Source organism: Pantoea sp. 22096 (assembly GCF_052045955.1).
GTDB lineage: Bacteria > Pseudomonadota > Gammaproteobacteria > Enterobacterales > Enterobacteriaceae > Pantoea > Pantoea alfalfae.
This window is the reverse complement of sequence record NZ_JBQEPW010000003.1, coordinates 389,601-409,988: the sequence shown is the minus strand read 5'-3', so window position 1 is coordinate 409,988 and position 20,388 is coordinate 389,601. Positions and strand designations below refer to the sequence as shown.

General features: G+C 55.2%; 16 protein-coding genes and 3 tRNA genes. 15 read left to right on the top strand and 4 right to left on the bottom strand.

The features are described from left to right. Nucleotides 1-343 precede the first annotated feature (343 nt). Nucleotides 344-1,282 (top strand): malate dehydrogenase, encoded by a 939-nt coding sequence (gene mdh / locus ACTJKZ_RS14555; RefSeq protein ID WP_161734944.1) that lies wholly within the window; start codon nucleotides 344-346, stop codon nucleotides 1,280-1,282. A 48-nt stretch (nucleotides 1,283-1,330) separates the two neighbouring features. Here mdh and mscM read toward each other — a convergent pair whose 3' ends face one another. The 3 genes from mscM to rsgA all read right to left on the bottom strand — a co-directional run bounded on the left by mscM (nucleotide 1,331) and on the right by rsgA (nucleotide 6,794). Continuing rightward, complete coding sequence (gene mscM / locus ACTJKZ_RS14550; RefSeq protein WP_161734941.1) at nucleotides 1,331-4,660, bottom strand: miniconductance mechanosensitive channel MscM; 3,330 nt, start codon at nucleotides 4,658-4,660, stop codon at nucleotides 1,331-1,333. Nucleotides 4,661-4,674: 14 nt separating this feature from the next. Beyond that, nucleotides 4,675-5,574, bottom strand: coding sequence for an archaetidylserine decarboxylase (gene asd, locus ACTJKZ_RS14545; protein WP_440829760.1), 900 nt, complete (start codon nucleotides 5,572-5,574; stop codon nucleotides 4,675-4,677). Nucleotides 5,575-5,744: 170 nt separating this feature from the next. Next, nucleotides 5,745-6,794: a small ribosomal subunit biogenesis GTPase RsgA gene (rsgA, locus tag ACTJKZ_RS14540; protein ID WP_161734935.1), complete on the bottom strand. Its 1,050-nt coding sequence runs from the start codon at nucleotides 6,792-6,794 to the stop codon at nucleotides 5,745-5,747. A 101-nt stretch (nucleotides 6,795-6,895) separates the two neighbouring features. Between rsgA and orn the strand changes: the two genes are divergently transcribed. From orn to ACTJKZ_RS14520, 4 genes are all read left to right on the top strand, one after another. Next, entirely contained in the window at nucleotides 6,896-7,444 is a 549-nt protein-coding gene (gene orn / locus ACTJKZ_RS14535) for an oligoribonuclease (protein WP_003855299.1), read from the top strand. A 154-nt stretch (nucleotides 7,445-7,598) separates the two neighbouring features. Beyond that, nucleotides 7,599-7,674, top strand: a tRNA-Gly gene (locus ACTJKZ_RS14530). Between the two features lie 30 nt (nucleotides 7,675-7,704). Continuing rightward, a tRNA-Gly gene (locus ACTJKZ_RS14525) sits at nucleotides 7,705-7,780 on the top strand. 25 nt (nucleotides 7,781-7,805) lie between these two features. Further along, nucleotides 7,806-7,881 (top strand) — tRNA-Gly (locus ACTJKZ_RS14520). Between the two features lie 350 nt (nucleotides 7,882-8,231). Here the strand turns inward: ACTJKZ_RS14520 and queG are convergent. Continuing rightward, on the bottom strand, nucleotides 8,232-9,371 hold the full coding sequence (gene queG, locus ACTJKZ_RS14515) for a tRNA epoxyqueuosine(34) reductase QueG (RefSeq protein WP_222924938.1): 1,140 nt from the start codon (nucleotides 9,369-9,371) through the stop codon (nucleotides 8,232-8,234). On the opposite strand from queG, the gene nnr reads away from it, so the two are divergent. From nnr to ACTJKZ_RS14465, 10 genes are all read left to right on the top strand, one after another. Next, nucleotides 9,370-10,890: a bifunctional ADP-dependent NAD(P)H-hydrate dehydratase/NAD(P)H-hydrate epimerase gene (gene nnr / locus ACTJKZ_RS14510; protein ID WP_260059377.1), complete on the top strand. Its 1,521-nt coding sequence runs from the start codon at nucleotides 9,370-9,372 to the stop codon at nucleotides 10,888-10,890. The two genes, queG and nnr, sit on opposite strands and share 2 nt — an antisense overlap. Further along, nucleotides 10,887-11,363, top strand: coding sequence for a tRNA (adenosine(37)-N6)-threonylcarbamoyltransferase complex ATPase subunit type 1 TsaE (tsaE, locus tag ACTJKZ_RS14505; protein ID WP_285087420.1), 477 nt, complete (start codon nucleotides 10,887-10,889; stop codon nucleotides 11,361-11,363). Before nnr ends, tsaE begins: the two co-directional genes overlap by 4 nt. After that, complete coding sequence (gene amiB / locus ACTJKZ_RS14500; protein WP_260059376.1) at nucleotides 11,360-13,030, top strand: N-acetylmuramoyl-L-alanine amidase AmiB; 1,671 nt, start codon at nucleotides 11,360-11,362, stop codon at nucleotides 13,028-13,030. Before tsaE ends, amiB begins: the two co-directional genes overlap by 4 nt. A 46-nt stretch (nucleotides 13,031-13,076) precedes the next feature. Next, the gene (mutL, locus tag ACTJKZ_RS14495; protein WP_440829759.1) at nucleotides 13,077-14,936 is read left to right on the top strand and encodes a DNA mismatch repair endonuclease MutL; all 1,860 of its coding nucleotides are present in this window, start codon (nucleotides 13,077-13,079) and stop codon (nucleotides 14,934-14,936) included. Next, nucleotides 14,929-15,879, top strand: a complete 951-nt coding sequence (gene miaA / locus ACTJKZ_RS14490; protein ID WP_161734917.1) for a tRNA (adenosine(37)-N6)-dimethylallyltransferase MiaA — start codon at nucleotides 14,929-14,931, stop codon at nucleotides 15,877-15,879. The genes mutL and miaA overlap by 8 nt, the downstream gene beginning before the upstream one ends. Nucleotides 15,880-15,982: 103 nt before the next feature. Continuing rightward, nucleotides 15,983-16,294, top strand: coding sequence for an RNA chaperone Hfq (gene hfq, locus ACTJKZ_RS14485; protein ID WP_010256116.1), 312 nt, complete (start codon nucleotides 15,983-15,985; stop codon nucleotides 16,292-16,294). Nucleotides 16,295-16,366: 72 nt separating this feature from the next. Continuing rightward, nucleotides 16,367-17,647, top strand: coding sequence for a ribosome rescue GTPase HflX (gene hflX, locus ACTJKZ_RS14480; protein ID WP_161734914.1), 1,281 nt, complete (start codon nucleotides 16,367-16,369; stop codon nucleotides 17,645-17,647). Between the two features lie 227 nt (nucleotides 17,648-17,874). Then, nucleotides 17,875-19,113, top strand: a complete 1,239-nt coding sequence (gene hflK / locus ACTJKZ_RS14475; RefSeq protein WP_161734911.1) for an FtsH protease activity modulator HflK — start codon at nucleotides 17,875-17,877, stop codon at nucleotides 19,111-19,113. 3 nt (nucleotides 19,114-19,116) lie between these two features. Next, the gene (gene hflC, locus ACTJKZ_RS14470; RefSeq protein WP_161734908.1) at nucleotides 19,117-20,121 is read left to right on the top strand and encodes a protease modulator HflC; all 1,005 of its coding nucleotides are present in this window, start codon (nucleotides 19,117-19,119) and stop codon (nucleotides 20,119-20,121) included. A 56-nt stretch (nucleotides 20,122-20,177) separates the two neighbouring features. Then, a complete protein-coding gene (locus ACTJKZ_RS14465) occupies nucleotides 20,178-20,378 on the top strand; it encodes a DUF2065 domain-containing protein (RefSeq protein WP_010256126.1) in 201 nt (66 codons plus the stop codon). Nucleotides 20,379-20,388 lie beyond the last annotated feature (10 nt).

Sequence of the window (20,388 nt, the reverse complement as noted above, 5' to 3'; positions counted from 1 at the left end):
AGCAGAGTTCGGGCGGCTAGCGGGCGGCGATAATAGCAAATAAATTCGCTCAGACCAAAACCCCCGTCACAGCCCCGAAAGGCGAAGGTTGCAAAGTTGTTATATTATTGGTGGTGTAGTATCAGAAGTAGTAACAGAAAACGCACACAGCCGTTCTCTGTCTGACGACGGCAAAGTTGTCGGTCATTCAGGCGCAATGATAAGTAACTTTTGAATCCGGCGAGCAAGTGTGAAAACACGTAGAATTAACAGCGGATATTTATCATCGCCTGAGCAGTTGATTAAGGTCTGACACAGATAGAATTTCGGCCCATCTCTGCCCCACCTTAATAAGGAGTTAAGAATGAAAGTTGCCGTTCTCGGTGCCGCTGGCGGCATAGGCCAGGCGCTCGCACTTCTGCTCAAAACCCAGCTTCCCGCAGGTTCAGAACTCTCACTGTATGACATTGCGCCGGTTACGCCTGGCGTTGCCGTTGATCTCAGCCATATTCCTACTGCTGTAGCTATTGAAGGTTTTAGTGGAGAAGACGCCACGCCTGCCTTACAGGGTGCCGATGTGGTACTGATTTCTGCTGGCGTCGCACGTAAACCCGGTATGGATCGCGCGGACCTGTTTAATGTAAACGCAGGCATTGTTCGTAACCTGATTGAGCAGGTTGCCACCACGGCCCCTAAAGCGCTGATTGGCGTGATTACCAATCCGGTCAATACCACTGTTGCTATCGCGGCAGAAGTGCTGAAAAAGCACGGCGTTTACGACAAAAACCGTCTGTTCGGTGTAACCACGCTGGACATTATTCGTGCTAACACCTTTGTGGCCGCGCTGAAAGGTAAGCAGCCGGATCAGGTGGAAGTGCCGGTGATTGGCGGCCACTCTGGCGTAACCATTCTGCCGCTGCTGTCACAGGTCAAAGGCGTCAGCTTCAGCGATCAGGAAGTGGCTGATTTAACCAAACGCATTCAGAACGCCGGCACAGAAGTGGTGGAAGCTAAAGCGGGTGGCGGATCGGCCACGCTGTCGATGGGCCAGGCGGCTGCACGTTTCGGTTTATCACTGGTACGTGCGCTGAAGGGCGAGGCGAATGTTATAGAGTGTGCTTACGTGGAAGGCGAGGGCGAATATGCCCGCTTCTTCTCTCAGCCGCTGCTGCTCGGTAAAAACGGGATTGCTGAACGCAGACCAATTGGCACACTCAGCGCTTTCGAACAACAGGCGCTGTCAGGCATGCTCGATACGCTGAAGAAAGATATTGCTCAGGGTGAAGAGTTCGTTAAGCCGTAACTGACGGATCAGACTTGCAATAACGCCCGGCTTTGCCGGGCGTTTTCATTACAGGCCGCCAGATTTGAAGGCGCGGGCTGCGGGCGTACCGTTGCTGGCAGGTAGCTTCTTGCCCAGGGTTTCCATGCGCATCTGGAATGGTGGGAACGGCATTTCAATACCGTGTTGTTCAAATCCGAGCAGAATCAGCTGGTGCAGTTCATGACGCAGCGGCATACGGTGCCCCATCTCTGCAGCATGTACCCTGATCTCAAACAACTGAATCCCCTGCTGCAAATCGACGAGGAAGGCTTCCGGCTGTGGCGTATCAAGCACATAACTGCAGCGCTCAGCCGCCTGAACCAGAATGGTGGTTACCTGTTCACTGCTGACTTTGGCCGGGGCCGGGATGGTGAGCACCACACGCGTTACGGAATCGGACAGCGACCAGTTAATAAACTGCTCGGTGATAAAGGCCTTGTTTGGCACGATGATCTCTTTGCGGTCCCAGTCGGTAATGGTGGTAGCACGCGTATTAATACGAGTGATGCTGCCGGTCAGGTCGCGGATCGTCACAGTATCGCCGATACGAATGGGCTTTTCGAACAGGATAATCAGACCGGAGATAAAGTTGGCAAAAATCTCCTGCAAACCAAACCCGAGTCCCACACCCAGTGCGGCAACCAGCCACTGTAGCTTCGACCATTCAATACCAATCATGGAGAAACCAATCAGCCCGCCAATCAACAGCAGCAGATATTTGGTCAGTGTGGTAATGGCGTAACCGGTACCCGGCGTCAGATTAAGATGCTGCAACAGTGCCAGCTCAAGCAGCGCGGGCATATTGCGCACCAGCTGAGTGGTGATGATAAACACCAGAATAGCAATCAGTACTGAACCAAGGGTGATGGGCTGAATCGACTCCACGCCCTGTACGGACGTACTGACATCCCACAGCTGAATATTCTCCAGGAAGCCGAAAGCCGAGTGAATTTCTGACCACAGCACGATCACCGAGACCAGGGCAATCAGCGTCAGGATAGAACGCACCAGCCGCAGCGACTGCGCACTGATCGCATCGAGATCAATCACCGGTTCTTCGATTTCAATCGCGTCGGTATTCAGCGCGCTTTGCTCTTTCTCTTCTTCACTACGCGCCCGGTTAGCCAGCATATCGGCACGGCGCTGACGGGCGCGGTCAAAACCAAGACGGCGACGCTGAATCAGCATCCAGCGCCGGATAATGTGATAGATAACCAGCAGCAGGAACCAGATGGCGACTGAGGTTTCCAGTCGCGCCAGCAGCGCCTGCGCGGTCGCCAGATATCCCACTGCGGAGGCGAGGGCAGCCATCAGCGGCATGGCGATCATCAGGTTCCACAGCATCCGGTTCACCATATTCTCGCCATTCCCCTCTTTATCGAGATAGAGCGGAATACCGGATCGCTTCAGGCTTACCGTAACAATGCTGATTGCTCCGCAGATCAGGATGAAACAGAGGCGACCCAGCGACGAGGAGAACTGCCGATCTTCCAGGTTGCCAAAGGCGATCAGCAGCATAATCAGCGGCACAATCAGGCCGATGCTCAGCGAGTAGTAGCGCATGGCGCGCGCTACCCGGTTCTGCGGCCAGCGGAAATGCACAATGAACAGACCATTCGGGCGGGCAAAGGCGGCACTGATCATAAATGCCCACAGCAGCGGCAGCGTGGCGGTAATGCCATCGCCAATCGCCACGGCGATAGGGTAGGGCCAGGCGTTCTGCAAGCCGTAACCCAGTGCGCCCCATAACACCGGCAGCGGCAGCGCCACCAGAATCGACCAGAACACGGTACGAATAGTCAGGCGGAAACGATCCTGGGTGACCTTGCCGACTTTGCTGGCAGAACGTTCAAGAAAGGCATTGAAGTGGCGGCGCGAACTGATGCTGAAACCGACCAGCAGCAGGGCACCAATAATCGGCAGCACCGAGTTGCGGCTGGTAAACATCATCGCCATGGCTTTGCCAAGCTGGCCCAGCGTATCCAGCGACAGCAGGCGGGAAAGATCTTTAGCCAGATCCAGCGGATAACTCAGACCGATCGGACTGACGTCAGCGGTCCAGAACAGATAGCGGTGCGTCGCGTCTTTGACTTCCGTCAGCGCATCCTGCAGCTGGGTGTTGCCGACCTTGAGCTTAGTGATCTCCAGGATCAGGGTGTCACAGCCGGAGATCAGGGAGTTGAGCAGTTCACGCTGGGTGCGTAGCTGCGCATCAAGAATACGCTTCTGTTCTGCAGTGAAGGGCTGACCATCTGCCTGCCGTCCTTTGCGCAGCGTCTCCTGACGCTCCAGCAGATCTTCGTAATAGAGACGCTGTACGCGAAGCTGTGCCATCTCATTATCAATCTGCTGAGACTTAGGCATCTCCGGCAGACGCGCGACCTGCGCCCGAAGCGCTTCGCCCAACAGATTAGAGGCGCCCAGCCACTGCGACTGTTCTCTCAACGTAGAGAGCGCCTGACGGACCTGAATAATCTGGTTGGTGGCCAGCCGCTGCTGCGATGCCACCAGATCCATACGCTGCGCCTGCTGATTCAGCGCAACAGAGAGTTCGCGGTTAACCCGAAACTGATCGCTAATCGCCGGCGGCAGATCGCCGCTATTTTCCGCCAGTTGCTCGGTGCGGGCGAGAGCGACTTCCGCTTCACGTTGCCGCTGATCATTGAGCTGGTTGCGCAGTGCCTGCAGATAGTTATCAAGCTGCGTCGCTTTACGCTGGTGAACTTCAGCCCGCATCCGCGCCAGTTCCTGACGGTTATTGGCGGAGAGCTGGGCCAGCTCAAGTTCATCAACGAGCGCTTTATTTGCGGCGCTTTCCGCCTGGCGAGCGGCCAGTTGCAGCTGGCCCTGTGGTGAACTGGTGCTGACGCCCTGCAGCCGGCGTTCACTCTCCGTCATCGCCCGGCGCGCTTCAGTCTGCTGCTGCGGCAATTGCGACAACGAATCGCTGATTTCCCGCGCCCGATCCTGCTCCTGGCGTGCCTGACGACCCTCTTCCAGCAACTGGCTGCTGACCTGCAGAATCTCCTGATCCAGCTCGGCGCTGCTCATGTTGCTGCGTACGGTTTTTCCGCTGTCGCTTAGTGTGGCGATCTGCTGACGCAGTTCGCGCGCCAGACGCGGAAAGTCATCAATCACCTGCTGATATTGCGCCGCGCGCTCCAGCGAGTCATCGCGTTCGGAGAGGAAGTTTAAGGCAGCTTCAATCGTCTGGATCTGTTCCGCCTGGGATGGAGAACTTTTGGCCGATTTTATCTCTTCCAGCTGCTGTTTGAGCTGGCTGGCATCAGGAAGGCTGGCCGCGAAGGCCGGGCTGCTGAGCCACAGGCTCAGCAGCAGGAGGAGAATCGAACGCACAGAGGACACTCAATTTAGTCGATGATGACGTCGGAAATGTCTGTTGCAACCGGCAGCACAATCGCCAGCGGTTGACCCAGACGGGTTTTGCTTTCTGCTTCCAGACTTTCAGCCAGTTTGACGCGACCAGGCGCGAACAGGTTGATGACCGTCGAACCGAGTTTAAAGCGACCCATTTCCTGTCCTTTCAGCAGTACTACCGCACCTTCATCATCCGCTGCCGGATAGTGCCAGCGTTTGATCACACCTTCACGCGGTGGGGTGATGGTGCCCGCCCAGACGGTTTCAATGCTGCCGACAATCGTCGCCCCCACCAGAATCTGCACCATCGGTCCGATATCCGTTTCGAAATAGCAGATGACGCGCTCGTTACGGGCAAACAGATTGGGAATATTACGAGCGGTCAGCGGGTTGACTGAATAGAGATCGCCAGGCACATAAATCATCTCCCGCAGGATACCGTTGCACGGCATATGCACGCGGTGATAATCGCGCGGAGCCAGATAGGTGGTGACGAACTCACCATCCACAAATTGAGCGGCCATCCGCTCATCTCCCGCCAGCAGAGCATTGATGGTGTAGTGATGACCTTTAGCCTGGAAAATCTGATCGCCATGAATATGGCCGAGCTGGCTGATAGCACCATCTGCGGGCAGGGCGATCAGGCTGGCATCGGCATCCACCGGACGCGCATCGTCTTTCAGCGGACGGACGAAAAAGTCATTAAATGTCCGATAACTGGCGGTATCGGGCTTGCGCGCCTCCGCCATGTCGACTTTGTAAAACCAGACAAAGATGTCAATGACCAGTTTGGTCAACCAACCACCGCGGCGACTGGCGCCCCAACCGGCAAGTTCAGTCAGCCATTTCTTCGGGAGAATATGATTCAAGCCGAGTTTTAAACGATCAAACACCTTAGCCTCCTGGCTATTTCAGGACATGGTAAAAAGGGGGCGGATTGTAGCAGTGCCCCGTTCAGATGGCGACTATACCTGATTTCCGGCACGCTGCACGGTCCGGACGCATGATCGGAATCTGCTTCGCAAAATGCAGCGACTTATCCGCTCAGACGCGGTTATACCGATTAACTTTCACCCTCAGGGAAATTTTTACGCGTTTTTACCTGTGCCATGCTCTCCAGAATACGGTGGTAGTTATCGAAACGGGATCGGTTGATTTTTCCCTGTTCGACCGCTTCACGAATCGCACAGCCGGGATCGCTGCCATGTTTACAGTCACGGAATTTGCAAGAGCCCAGGAAAGGGCGGAATTCAACAAATCCTCGGGTAACCTGTTCCGGTTCCAGATGCCATAAACCAAACTCACGCACACCAGGAGAATCAATCACGTCGCCGCCGTGCGGGAAATGATACAGGCGCGATGCGGTTGTAGTGTGCTGGCCTAAGCCTGAGCCATCCGACACTTCTTTAGTGAGAATCGCGACCTGCTCTTCTTTATCGAAGCCGAGCAGGGCGTTCAGCAGGCTCGATTTGCCGACGCCAGACTGACCGGCAAAGATACTCACGCGGTCGGTTAAGGCCGCTTTCAGATCGTCCAGGCCATTTTTCGCCCGGCTGGAGACCATCACCACGCGATAGCCAATATCACGATAGATATCCATCTGCTGATCGACTAAGACGCGCGCTTCGTCATCCAGCAAATCGGTTTTGTTCAGGACCAGTAAGGGTTCAATGTCCAGCGTTTCGCTGGCCACCAGATAGCGATCGATGATGTTCAGTGACAGTTCCGGCAGGATTGCAGAGACGATGATGATCTGGTCGATATTCGCCGCCATCGGCTTCACGCCGTCATAAAAATCGGGGCGGGTTAATACGCTGGTGCGTTCGTGCACTGCTTCAACTATGCCTTTGCCGCCGCTGGTCGCCGGACGCCACAGCACGCGATCGCCCGTGACCAGCGAACGGATAGTCCGGCGGATATTGCAGCGGTGGGCGACGCCTGCACTATCTTCAACATCAGCATGCATGCCAAAACGACTGACAACGACCCCATCTGCAGCTTCACCAAACAGGTTGTCATCCGCTTCCGGACGCTCTTTGCGCTGGTTGAGACGGCGATCGTGGTTAGCGCTTACGCGGCGTTGTTGGCCCTTCGACAGTTTATTTTTACTCACTCACCCTCACAGCGTTAGCCAGATTTCGCCCGGCTGGGCAAAACGTCTATGATACACCTTATTCATCGTGAATGACGACTACCGCAACCGCAGGAAACAGCATGGCTACTGGAAATGAACAGAATCTGATCTGGATTGATCTTGAGATGACCGGACTGGATCCGACGCACGATCGTATTATTGAGATTGCGACCCTGGTGACGGACGCCAACCTGAACATTCTGGCGGAAGGGCCGGTCATGGCCGTCCATCAGTCCGATGCGCAGCTGGCGCTGATGGATGAGTGGAATGTCCGCACCCACACCAACAGTGGTCTGGTTGCGCGAGTGAAGGAAAGTCAGATTGACGATCGCGCAGCCGAACTGGCGACCATTGAATTCCTGAAACAGTGGGTGCCGGCTAACACGTCGCCAATCTGTGGCAACAGTATCGGGCAGGATCGCCGCTTCCTGTTTAAGTATATGCCTGAGCTGGAAGCGTACTTCCACTATCGTTATCTGGATGTCAGTACCCTGAAAGAGCTGGCTCGCCGCTGGAAACCGGAGATCCTGCCTGGCTTCAAAAAAGGCGGAACGCACCAGGCGCTGGATGATATCCGCGAGTCGGTGGCGGAGCTGGCCTACTACCGCGAACACTTTTTGCAGCTTTAATCGACGACGGGTGCGCATGAAACCACCAGGTTGCTGATTTAATCAGCAAACGCGCTGAAAGCGAAAAATTTTGCTTTCAGACGCTTGCAGCAGCAACGATTTCTCGTATAATGCGCACCCCGTACCGGTGAAGAATTTAGTATCGGTACAAGGCGCGGGAATAGCTCAGTTGGTAGAGCACGACCTTGCCAAGGTCGGGGTCGCGAGTTCGAGTCTCGTTTCCCGCTCCAGATTTTTAAAATGTAAGCAGTAACCTCTTTGCGGGAATAGCTCAGTTGGTAGAGCACGACCTTGCCAAGGTCGGGGTCGCGAGTTCGAGTCTCGTTTCCCGCTCCAGTTTTATAAAGCAGTACCCTTCTATGCGGGAATAGCTCAGTTGGTAGAGCACGACCTTGCCAAGGTCGGGGTCGCGAGTTCGAGTCTCGTTTCCCGCTCCAGATTTTACATCACCCCCTGTTTCAGTTCGTTATATGGCTGTTTTTGGTCGCGTGATTTTAGTTGTCTCCTGAAGGTTATCCACAGCACCCCCCCCCATCTTTCATGCCTGTCAGGGCGATCTGTAAATATCTTCTGAACAGAGTTATCCACAGCTTTGTGATTTAACCGCAGCGGTAGTCTCATTATTAAATAAACACAAATTTTTCATAAGTGGTTGATATTTATGTTTATGAAGATATTTCAATTTGTTATTTCACAGTGAAATCAGCGTTGTTGCAGTTGAATGACAACGGCTTTTTATTTTTATTCACAGCATGTGGAAAACGATATCTAGCGGCTCGCTGTTCAATCATGCATCACGCGGTAAACCCTTCTCAACTGCACGAACCAGCCGTTTCTGCTGGGCGGGCTGCACTTCAACTACCAGCTGCTCACGTTTCTGCTGCTGTTGTATCACTGCCCACTGAATATGTTCATCCAGCAGTTCACTCTCACCAAGTCGTTGTTCCAGCACCTGAATGATGTGGGGCGACCAGGGTGCATTACCCAGCGCCACGGCAATATTGCGCAGCCAGCGTAAATGGCCAATACGGCGAATGGCTGAGCCTTCCGTGATGCGTAAAAATTTCGCTTCATCCCACTGAAACAAATCGAGCAGCTCCGGTGCATGTAAAGCCGCGCGCGGTGAAAAGTCGCTTTCGTCACTGAGTTGTCCATAGCGATTCCACGGACAGATCAGCTGGCAGTCATCGCAGCCATAAATCCGGTTACCCATCAGCGGACGAAATTCTTCCGGGATAGCCCCTTCCAGCTCAATGGTGAGATAGGAGATACAGCGCCGGGCATCCACGACGTAAGGCTCAACGATTGCGCTGGTGGGGCAGATGGTCATGCAGGCAACGCAGCGGCCACACTGCTCCTGCTGCGGAGTGTCGACCGGCAGCGGAATGTCGATCAACAGCTCGCCGAGGAAAAACCACGAGCCGGCTTCCCGATTCAGTATCAGCGAATGTTTGCCGGTCCAGCCGAGTCCGGCTTTGGCCGCCAGCGGGCGCTCCAGCAGCGGTGCCGAATCCACAAACGGCCGGAAATTCAGCTCGCCACAGTGCTGCTGGATCATTTCTCCGAGCTTTTTCAGTCGATTGCGCAATACTTTGTGGTAATCACGACCGAGTGCATAACGGCTGACATAGCCCAGTCGGGGATTTTTCAGCGTGGTGGCAAAGGCAGCTTTGGCCGGAAGGTAGTTCATACGAACGCTGATGACGCGCAGCGTGCCGGGCAGCAACTCATGAGGACGCGCCCGCATCATGCCGTGTCGCGCCATCCATGCCATCTCACCATGATACTGCTTATCGAGCCATTCCTGCAGGCGCGGCTCTTCTGCACTGAGATCGGTATCGGTGATGCCGACCTGCTGAAAGCCGAGATCCAATCCCCACTGTTTAATCTGTTGTGCGAGTTCATGAAGATCGAGAGGGTATGACATGAGTGACCAGGATTCGAAGAAAAACAGCCGCAGTTTACCATATTCTGTCTGGCCTGCGCAGGCTGTGGCACAGCTTGAGCAACAGGGAGCCGATGCGCTCGGGATTACTCTGTATGAGCTGATGCAGCGTGCCGGGCAGGCCGCTTACGAGCATCTGACAGCGCACTGGCCCGAAGCCAGCCACTGGCTGATCCTGTGCGGTCATGGCAATAACGGCGGTGATGGCTATGTGCTGGCGCGTCTGGGGCAGGCGGCGGGCAAAACCATCACGTTGCTGGCGTGCGAAAGTGAAAAAGCGCTGCCGGAAGAGGCACAGCGTGCGCGGGACGCATGGCTGGATGCGGGCGGTGAAATTCATGCGGCCGATGCGGCCTGGCCAGATCAGGTTGATATGATTGTCGATGCCCTGCTGGGAACGGGCAGCAATCGTGCGCCCGAAGAACCTTATGCCACGCTGATCCAGCAGGCGAACGCCCATGCGGCACCGATAGTCGCCATTGATATGCCTTCTGGCTTATCCGCGCGCAACGGCACTGCGCCCGGCGAGGTGATTAATGCCAGTCATACGCTGAGTATGGTCGCACTGAAACCGGGCCAGATCACCGGCAAGGCGCGAGACTACATCGGAAAGCTCTGGTATGCCGATCTTGGTCTGGCTGCTTTTCTGGCCGGAGAAGAGGCACCTATCGCCCGTTATGATGCCAGCGCATTAACTCGCTGGCTTAAGCCACGTAAACCGACCTCGCACAAGGGCAGTCACGGCCGGCTGCTGGTCGTGGGAGGCGATGCGGGCACCGCGGGCGCCGTTCGAATGACGGCAGAAGCCGCGTTACGCAGCGGCAGTGGGTTGGTGCGAGTACTCACTCACAAAGATAATATTATTCCGATTCTGACCGCACGGCCTGAAATTATGGTCGATGAACTGACTGATGAACGCCTGACGGAGGCGCTGGAGTGGGCTGATGTCATCGCGATTGGACCCGGTCTGGGTCAGCGCGAATGGGGAAAGCAGGCATTGAAGCGGGTAGCAGGCAGTGAAAAGCCGATGCTTTGGGACGCGGATGCACTTAACCTGCTGGCAATCAGTGCTGAGAAACGTCAGAATCGCATTATTACGCCGCATCCTGGCGAAGCGGCGCGTTTGCTGAATATCGAGACCAGTGAAATTGAGAGTGACCGCTTACATGCAGCGCAGACATTGGCGCAGCGTTATGGTGGCGTAGTGGTACTGAAAGGTGCCGGCACGCTGATTGCCAGCGAGCAGGGCGAAATGGCCTTTGCGGATGTAGGCAATGCCGGTATGGCGTCCGGCGGTATGGGCGATCTCCTGAGTGGAATTATCGCCTCGCTGGTGGGTCAGAAACTGACGCTGTTCGATGCGGCCTGCGCGGGCTGCGTTGCACATGGTGCAGCGGCCGATGCGGTTGCGGCAGAACGCGGTACTCGCGGTATGCTGGCCACTGATTTACTGGATCTGCTGTGGCAGTTTGTTAATCCTGAGATGAATAAAGAAGCATGAAGACCTGTGTTATTTCTTTGCCCGATGAGGCGGCTACGCTCAGTTTGGGCGCTCAGCTGGCGCGCGCCTGTGGCAGCGCGGCAGTGATTTATCTCTATGGCGATCTGGGGGCGGGTAAAACCACCTTCAGCCGCGGCTTTCTGCAGGCGCTGGGCCATCAGGGCAATGTCAAAAGTCCTACTTACACCCTCGTTGAACCTTACACGCTGGATGACCGTACGCTCTACCACTTCGATCTTTATCGCCTTGCCGATCCCGAAGAGCTTGAGTTTATGGGCATCCGCGACTACTTCAGCGGTGATGCTATCTGTCTGGTGGAATGGCCTCAGCAGGGTGCCGGTTTTCTGCCACAGCCCGATCTCACCTTAACGCTACGTTATGCGGGTGAGGCGCGTGAAGCAGAACTGACGGCACAATCCGCGTCCGGCCAGCAGTGGCTTGAACACGTTGGTCAGAACAGGGATGAGGCATGATGTCACGGATGAAAATAGCACTGGTATCACTGCTGCTGCTGGTCTGTACGCCCCTGTTTGCCGCCACGCTGTCTGATATCAAAGTGGCTAATGGCGATAGTCAGGCTACCGTTACGCTGAACTTTGCCGGACAGCCGGTCTATGCCTTTTTCTCTCTGCACAACCCGAATCGTGTAGTGCTGGATGTGCGCCAGAGCGGCGTGGTTCAGGGGCTGCCGTTAAATTTCAGCGGCGAAAACATCGTAAAGCGAATTCGCACCAGCACCCCTAAAGATAAACAGAGCGTGCGGCTGGTGTTTGAGCTGACGCAGGCGGGTAAAACCCGGGCGGTCACCCAGCGCAATGGCAACAGCTACAGCGTAGTCTTCACCATTACCGGTAAGCCACCTGCTGTTACGCGCAGTGTGCCTGCGCCCGTCACAGCACCGACGCGCGTACCCACCCAGAGTGCCGCAGCGGCTAACCCCTTTAATTCGAATCCGGTGACGTCCGTGACCAGCACAGCCAGCACCGTGAGTCCTGGCCGGGCCGTCAGCCAGAATGATACCGTGATTGTGGCGATTGATGCCGGACATGGCGGTCAGGATCCCGGCGCCATCGGGCAGCGCGGACTGAAAGAGAAGAACGTCACGATCGCGATTGCACGTAAACTGCGGGTGTTGCTGAATAACGATCCGATGTTTAAAGGCGTCCTGACGCGTGATGGCGACTATTTTATCTCGGTTATGGGCCGCTCCGACGTGGCGCGTAAAGCCAACGCCAACGTGCTGGTTTCAATTCATGCTGATGCCGCGCCGAGCCATGCGGCGACCGGTGCATCGGTCTGGGTATTATCAAACCGCCGGGCCAATAACGAGATGGCTAACTGGCTGGAGCAGAAAGAGAAACAGTCTGAGCTGCTGGGCGGCGCAGGTGACCTGCTGGCTAACAGTCAGGCCGACCCCTACCTCAGCCAGGCGGTACTTGACCTGCAATTCGGCCACTCGCAGCGGGTCGGTTATGACATCGCCCAGAAAGTGTTGCAGCAGATGCGCAGCGTGACGTCGCTGCATAAACGTCTGCCTGAGCATGCCAGTCTTGGCGTGCTGCGTTCACCCGATATTCCTTCTTTGCTGGTGGAAACCGGCTTTATCAGTAATTCCTCGGAGGAGCGACTGCTTGGCAGTAGCGCACACCAGGATAAGATTGCGCAGTCGATCTATAAGGGTCTGCGCACTTATTTCCTGGCGCACCCGCTGCAATCCATCCCAAAGGAGGAAAACCGGCCGCTGGGCTCGTCGCCAGCGGTTAGCGTCGCCAGCAACCCGGCGACAGGTGTGACACAATATACCGGAGCAACGCAGCGCCATACGGTAACGCGTGGTGAGACACTTTCCGGTATTGCCGCGAAGTATGGCGTCAGCATGAACACCCTGCGTGAGATGAACACCCTGAAGCGGGATGTGGTGTGGGTCGGACAGCGGCTCAAAGTGCCGGCCAGTGCAGTCGCCAGTCGCACCACGCGCGCTACGCCACGCGGCGTTGTGCGCCACAAAGTTGTGGTGGGCGATTCATTAACCGGCATTGCCGCACACTACGGCGTCAGTCCGAAAGCGATAATGCAGACCAATAATCTGAAGTCGACCAACGTCATGTTGGGGCAGAACCTGAAAATTCCTGCATCCTGATTGTTTGCCCGGCCCCTGCGCCGGGCTGCCAGCTAAAAGGAAAACCATGCCGATTCAAATTTTACCACCCCAGCTGGCTAACCAGATTGCGGCGGGTGAAGTGGTTGAGCGTCCTGCCTCCGTGGTTAAAGAGCTGGTGGAGAATAGCCTGGATGCCGGCGCGACGCGCATTGACGTTGATATTGAAAAAGGCGGCGCAAAGCTGATTCGCATTCGTGACAACGGGTGCGGCATCGTGAAAAGCGAGCTGTCGATGGCACTCGCCCGTCACGCTACCAGTAAAATAACCTCACTGGATGACCTGGAAGCGATCATGAGCCTGGGTTTTCGTGGTGAAGCGTTGGCCAGTATCAGTTCTGTCTCCCGCCTGACACTCACCTCACGCACCGCCGATCAAACTGAAGCCTGGCAGGCCTATGCAGAAGGGCGTGATATGGCGGTAACGGTTAAACCGGCGGCACATCCCTGTGGTACCACACTGGAAGTGCTGGACCTGTTTTATAACACGCCGGCACGCCGCAAATTTATGCGCACCGAGAAAACCGAGTTCGGTCATATCGACGAGGTCATTCGCCGTATTGCCCTGGCACGTTTTGATGTCGCCCTTTCGCTAAGCCACAACGGTAAAATGATGCGTCAGTATCGGGCCGTCAGCGAGGAGAGCCAGCGCGAACGGCGGCTGGCTTCTATCTGCGGCACCACGTTTATGCAGCATGCGCTGCGCATCGACTGGCAGCATGACGACCTCTCGCTGCGCGGCTGGGTTGCCGACCCTGCCGGTTCGCGCCAGGTCACCGATCTGCAGTATTGCTATGTGAATGGCCGAATGATGCGCGATAAACTGATTAACCACGCTATTCGCCAGGCGTTCCAGACTCAGCTCCAGGATGACCAGCAGCCCGCTTATGTGCTCTATCTGGAGATCGACCCACATCAGGTTGATGTCAACGTCCATCCGGCCAAGCACGAAGTACGGTTTCATCAATCACGCCTGGTGCATGACTTTATCTATCAGGGTGTGGTCAGCGCATTACAGGCGATGGCGACACCGACCTTACCTGCGCTCCAGGCAGAAGAGCCCGCACCGCGCTGGCAGCCGGAAAACCGTCAGGCAGCAGGCGGTAATCATTTTGCGCAGCCATCGGCATCCGTCAGTGAGAAGAAATCAGCAGCATCCGGGCGTGAAACACAGCCTGCTCCGGCCTGGCAGAACAAAGAGAATGGGTATCGTCAACGTGAAGGGGCGGTTTATCAGCAGTTGCTGAAAACGCCTGTCAGCACGTCATCACCGCCAAAAGCCCGCGAGCCGATAGCGCGTCAGGCCGAAAGACCCTCGCCACTGGCCGCGCATGCTCAAAGTTTTGGCCGTGTACTGACCGTGTTACACAATCACTTTGCACTGCTGGAGCAGGATCAGACATTAATGCTGATGGCGTTGCCGGTGGCGGCGCGCTGGCTGAAACAGGCGCAGCTTGAACCGGGCGAAGAGGGGCTTAAACCGCAGCCACTATTGATCCCGGTGCGCCTGAAAATCGCCCAGGAAGAACGACAGGCAGCAAAAGAAAAGAGCAGCCTGCTCAATCAGATGGGCATTGAACTTCAGCCCGAAGGAGACCACGTGACATTGCGCGCGGTGCCTTTACCGTTACGAACACAAAATTTACAAATCTTGATTCCTGAGCTGTTAGGCTATCTCGCCCGGCAGCAGGAGATCTCTGCGACGCAACTGGCCCAGTGGCTGGCGCGGCGTCAGGATACAGAGTCCTCCGACTGGAATCACTCACAGGCGATCAACCTGCTGGCAGAGCTTGAACGGCTTTGCCCACAGCTGCTGAAATCGCCGCCTTCAGGCTTATTACAGCCCATAGAGATTGAGAGCGCGATCAACGCGTTGAAGCATGAGTGAATTAAACCAGGCTGGCCGGCCAAAGGCTATTTTTTTGATGGGACCCACGGCGTCTGGCAAAACGGCTTTAGCAATTGAATTGCGTAAGCAGTTACCAGTGGAACTAATCAGCGTAGATTCTGCCTTAATCTATCGTCAGATGGATATTGGCACGGCGAAACCGTCGGCTGAGGAGTTAGCAGTGGCGCCCCATCGTCTGCTCGACATCCGCGACCCCGCAGAAACCTATTCGGCAGCGGAGTTCCGGCGGGATGCTTTAGCAGAAATGGCGGATATCGTTGAAGCCGGACGAATACCGTTGCTTGTTGGTGGAACCATGCTCTACTTCAAGGCGTTACTTGAAGGATTGTCGCCGTTGCCCTCGGCCGATCCCGACGTTCGTCAGCGGATAGAGCAAACGGCGCGTGAAAAAGGCTGGGAAGCTTTACACCGCCAGCTGTGTGAAATCGACCCGGTTGCCGGCAGTCGTATTCATCCGAATGATCCGCAGAGACTTTCGCGAGCACTGGAAGTTTTTTTTATTTCGGGTAAAACTTTAACGGAACTGACAAAAACATCCGGTGAAGCGTTACCCTACGACGTGCAACAGTTTGCCATCGCCCCCGCGAGCCGCGAATTGCTGCACCAGCGCATCGCGTTGCGTTTTGAGCAGATGTTGGCGTCAGGATTTGAAGCGGAGTCTCGGGCCCTGTTTGCACGAGGTGATTTGCATACGGACATGCCTTCCATTCGTTGTGTTGGTTATCGTCAGATGTGGTCTTATTTGTCGGGCGAAATCGATTACAGCGAGATGGTTTATCGGGGAATTTGCGCAACCCGGCAGCTTGCTAAGCGACAGATGACCTGGTTACGCGGTTGGGAAAATGTTCACTGGCTTGACAGTGACGAGCCCCGGCTGGCGCGTGATACAGTGTTACAGGTTCTTAGTGCGAAGCATGGGTGATTGTGTACAATTGATGGGTTATCGTGCGCAAATTTTTACGCAGTTTTTTCAGAACCATAGGTTCTACTTGCAACAAACAACAAGCATATAAGGAAAAGATAGAATGGCTAAGGGGCAATCATTACAAGACCCGTTTTTGAACGCACTGCGTCGTGAACGTGTTCCGGTTTCGATTTATCTGGTTAACGGTATTAAGCTGCAGGGTCAGATTGAGTCATTTGATCAGTTCGTCATTTTGTTGAAAAACACGGTGAGTCAGATGGTGTATAAGCACGCCATTTCTACCGTTGTTCCTTCACGCCCGGTTTCTCACCATAGCAATAATACCGGTGGCGGCAGCAACAATTACCATCATGGCGGCAGCAACACAACTGCGCAGCCACAGCCACAACAAGACGGTGATAACGCAGAATAACGCGTCACCGTACAGCCAGGAACGGAGAACAGCGGTTTTCCGTCCTGGTCTTTTATTTAGCGAGGTTATAGCTTGTTTGACCGTTATGAAGCCGGTGAGCAGGCCGTACTGGTACACATCTGGTTCTCCCAAGACAAAGAAGTAGAAGATTTGCAGGAGTTTGAAACCCTGGTCTCTTCTGCTGGCGTTGAGGCGCTGCAAGTGGTTACTGGCAGCCGCAAAGCGCCACACCCCAAGTATTTTGTCGGTGAAGGAAAAGCCGTTGAAATTGCCGATGCGGTAAAAACAACAGGAGCATCGGTCGTATTATTCGATCATGCCCTTACGCCCGCTCAGGAAAGAAACCTCGAGCGCCTGTGCGAATGCCGTGTCATTGATCGCACCGGTCTGATTCTGGATATCTTTGCCCAACGCGCACGTACCCACGAAGGTAAATTGCAGGTTGAGCTGGCACAGCTGCGCCATCTTGCGACACGTCTGGTACGCGGCTGGACGCACCTTGAACGTCAGAAAGGCGGGATAGGCTTGCGTGGCCCGGGTGAAACACAGTTAGAAACCGACCGTCGTCTGCTGCGCGGACGTATAAGTCAGATCCTGTCACGTCTTGAGCGGGTTGAAAAACAGCGTGAGCAGGGACGACAATCTCGTGCTAAAGCGGATGTGCCAACGGTTTCGCTGGTGGGTTACACCAATGCCGGCAAGTCGACCCTCTTTAACGCCATGACCTCTGCCAACGTCTTTGCCGCAGACCAGCTGTTTGCGACACTTGACCCTACACTGCGTCGTCTGAATGTTGCCGATGTCGGAGATGTCGTTCTGGCGGACACGGTGGGCTTTATCCGCCATCTTCCTCACGATCTGGTTGCCGCATTTAAAGCCACGCTGCAGGAGACACGTCAGGCGACGCTGTTACTGCACGTGATTGATGGTGCCGATCTTCGCGTTACGGAAAATATCGCCGCCGTCGATACCGTACTGGAAGAGATCGAAGCGGACGAAATTCCGACCTTACTGGTCATGAATAAAATCGATATGCTCGACGGATTCGAACCGCGTATCGATCGCAACGAAGAGAACCTGCCCATCCGCGTCTGGCTTTCCGCCCAGACTGGTGCAGGCATTCCGTTGCTGTGGCAGGCTCTGTCCGAGCGCCTGTCAGGTGAAATTGCCCAGCACGCGTTACGTCTGCCACCGGAGGCGGGGCGACTTCGCAGCCGTTTCTATCAGTTGCAGGCGATTGAGAAAGAGTGGAATGAAGACGACGGCAGTGTAGGATTGCAGATACGTATGCCCATCATTGAGTGGATGCGTTTATGTAAGCAGGAACCGTCGCTGACCAGTTACATTGTTTGATATTGCCCAAACGCATTTACCTTAAAAATTGAAGATTGTCGCACTTTCGTTGCAGGCCTGAATACGCAGGATTTACCCGGGTATTTCGGATTTCAGCAAGGCGGCAACTGAGTGAATCCCCGGGCGCTTACGCAGATGAGTGAGCGGGGTGAGCGAAGGCAGCCAACACCGCTGCAATCCGAAAGATGAAGGGTAAAAACCGTAATTACAATAAATGGAGTAGAGACATGGCGTGGAATCAGCCCGGAAATAACGGACAGGACCGCGACCCGTGGGGAAGCAGCAATAATCAAGGCGGCAACTCTGGGGGAAATAAGGGAGGACGGGAATCCGGGCCTCCTGATCTGGATGATATCTTCCGTAAGCTGAGCAAGAAGCTTGGTGGACTGGGTGGTGGCAAACAGAGCGATAACGGTCAACGCGGCTCCGGCAGCGGAGGCAAAATCGTTGGCATCGTGGCTGTTGCTGCTGTAGTCATCTGGGCTGCAAGCGGTTTCTACACCATCAAAGAAGCGGAACGCGGCGTGGTAACGCGCTTCGGTAAGTTCAGTCACCTGGTTGAGCCCGGCCTGAACTGGAAACCGACATTTGTTGATCAGGTACGTGCGGTTAACGTTGAATCGGTGCGTGAACTGGCGGCTTCTGGCGTGATGCTGACCTCAGATGAGAACGTGGTACGCGTGGAGATGAACGTGCAGTATCGCGTGACCGATCCGGAACGTTATCTTTATGCCGTCACCAGCGCGGATGACAGTCTGCGTCAGGCGACTGACAGTGCGCTGCGCGGCGTGATTGGTCGTTCTACCATGGACCGCATTCTGACTGAAGGTCGTACCGTGGTGCGTAGCGATACCCAGCGTGAAATCGATGAAACAATTCGCCCTTACAACATGGGGATCGCGGTACTGGACGTCAACTTCCAGGCTGCCCGTCCGCCGGAAGAGGTGAAGTCTGCGTTTGATGATGCGATTGCCGCACGTGAAAACCGCGAACAGTATGTCCGTGAAGCAGAAGCTTACGCCAATGAAGTTCAGCCTCGAGCTAATGGCCAGGCGCAACGTATTCTGGAAGAGGCGCGCGCTTACAAAGAGCGTACCGTGCTGGAAGCGCAGGGTGAAGTGGCGCGTTTCGCCAAGATTTTGCCGGAGTATAAAGCCGCGCCTGAAATTACCAAAGAGCGTCTCTATATTGAGACAATGGAACGCGTGCTGAGCCATACCCGCAAAGTACTGGTTAACGATCGGGGTAACAACCTGATGGTACTGCCGCTGGATCAACTGATGCGTGGTGGTCAGTCTGCACCAGGCCAGAATGGTCAGAAAGGCGGTAACAGTTCTTCGCTGCCAGCCATCTCCGATCGCAACGCCAGCCGCAATGACACGTCGTCATACAGTCCGGACAATATCATGGATCAGCGTCGGGCGAATGCTCAACGCAGCGACAGCCAGCGCGAAGGGAGAGAGTAATCGATGCGTAAGCCAATAGTATTTTTAATCATTGTCGTGCTGGTGGCGCTCTATGCGTCGCTGTTTGTGGTGCAGGAAGGGCAGCGAGGCATTGTTCTGCGCTTCGGTAAAGTCCTGCGCGACGGCGAAAACAAACCGCAGGTATTTGAGCCGGGTCTGCATTTTAAGATTCCATTCCTGGAAACGGTTAAAACGCTGGATGCGCGAATTCAGACGATGGATAACCAGGCCGATCGCTTCGTCACCAAAGAGAAGAAAGATTTGATCGTGGACTCCTACATCAAATGGCGTATCAGCGATTTCAGTCGCTACTACCTGGCTACCGGTGGCGGTGATGTTTCTCAGGCAGAAGTGCTGCTGAAACGTAAGTTCAGTGACCGTTTGCGTTCTGAAATGGGTCGTCTGGATGTGAAGGATATCGTCACAGACTCCCGTGGTCGCCTGACCACCGATGTGCGTGACGCGCTGAATACTGGTTCTGCGGGCAGCGATGATGAAATCGCCACGCCTGCGGCTGATGATGCGATTGCCAGCGCAGCAGCCCGTGTCGAGCGCGAAACCAACAGCAGCGAGCCGGCACCGAATCCGAACAGTATGGCAGCACTGGGTATTCAGGTTGTGGATGTGCGCATCAAGCAGATCAACCTGCCGACAGAAGTCTCCGATGCCATCTTCAACCGTATGCGTGCTGAGCGTGAAGCCGTAGCGCGTAGTCAGCGTTCACAGGGTCAGGAAGAGGCGGAAAAACTGCGCGCCCAGGCCGATTACCAGGTGACGCGTACGCTGGCTGAAGCCCAGCGTGAAGCCCTGATCACGCGCGGTGACGGTGATGCGGAAACGGCGCGGTTGTTTGCCGATTCGTTCAGTAAAGATCCTGACTTCTACGCCTTTATTCGTAGCCTGCGTGCCTATGAAAACAGCTTCAATAGCGATCAGGATGTGATGGTGTTAAGCCCGGATAGCGACTTCTTCCGATATATGAAGGCGCCCTCTAACGCAACACGCTAAGAACTGATATAACCTGTGGGCCGACAATGTTGTCGGCCTTTTTTTTAGGATTCAGAATGAAAACAAGCATCTGGATGGCGCTGGCGCTGGTGTTAGTGCTGGAAGGGTTGGGACCGATGTTTATGCCGCGCGCCTGGCGACGCATGATCCTGACGATGACGCGGTTGCCCGATCGTCTGCTGCACCGCTTTGGGGGAGGACTGGTCGTTGCTGGCATGGTGATTTACTGCATGCTCAGCCTGCACGGCAACCTCTAGTACCCGAGTT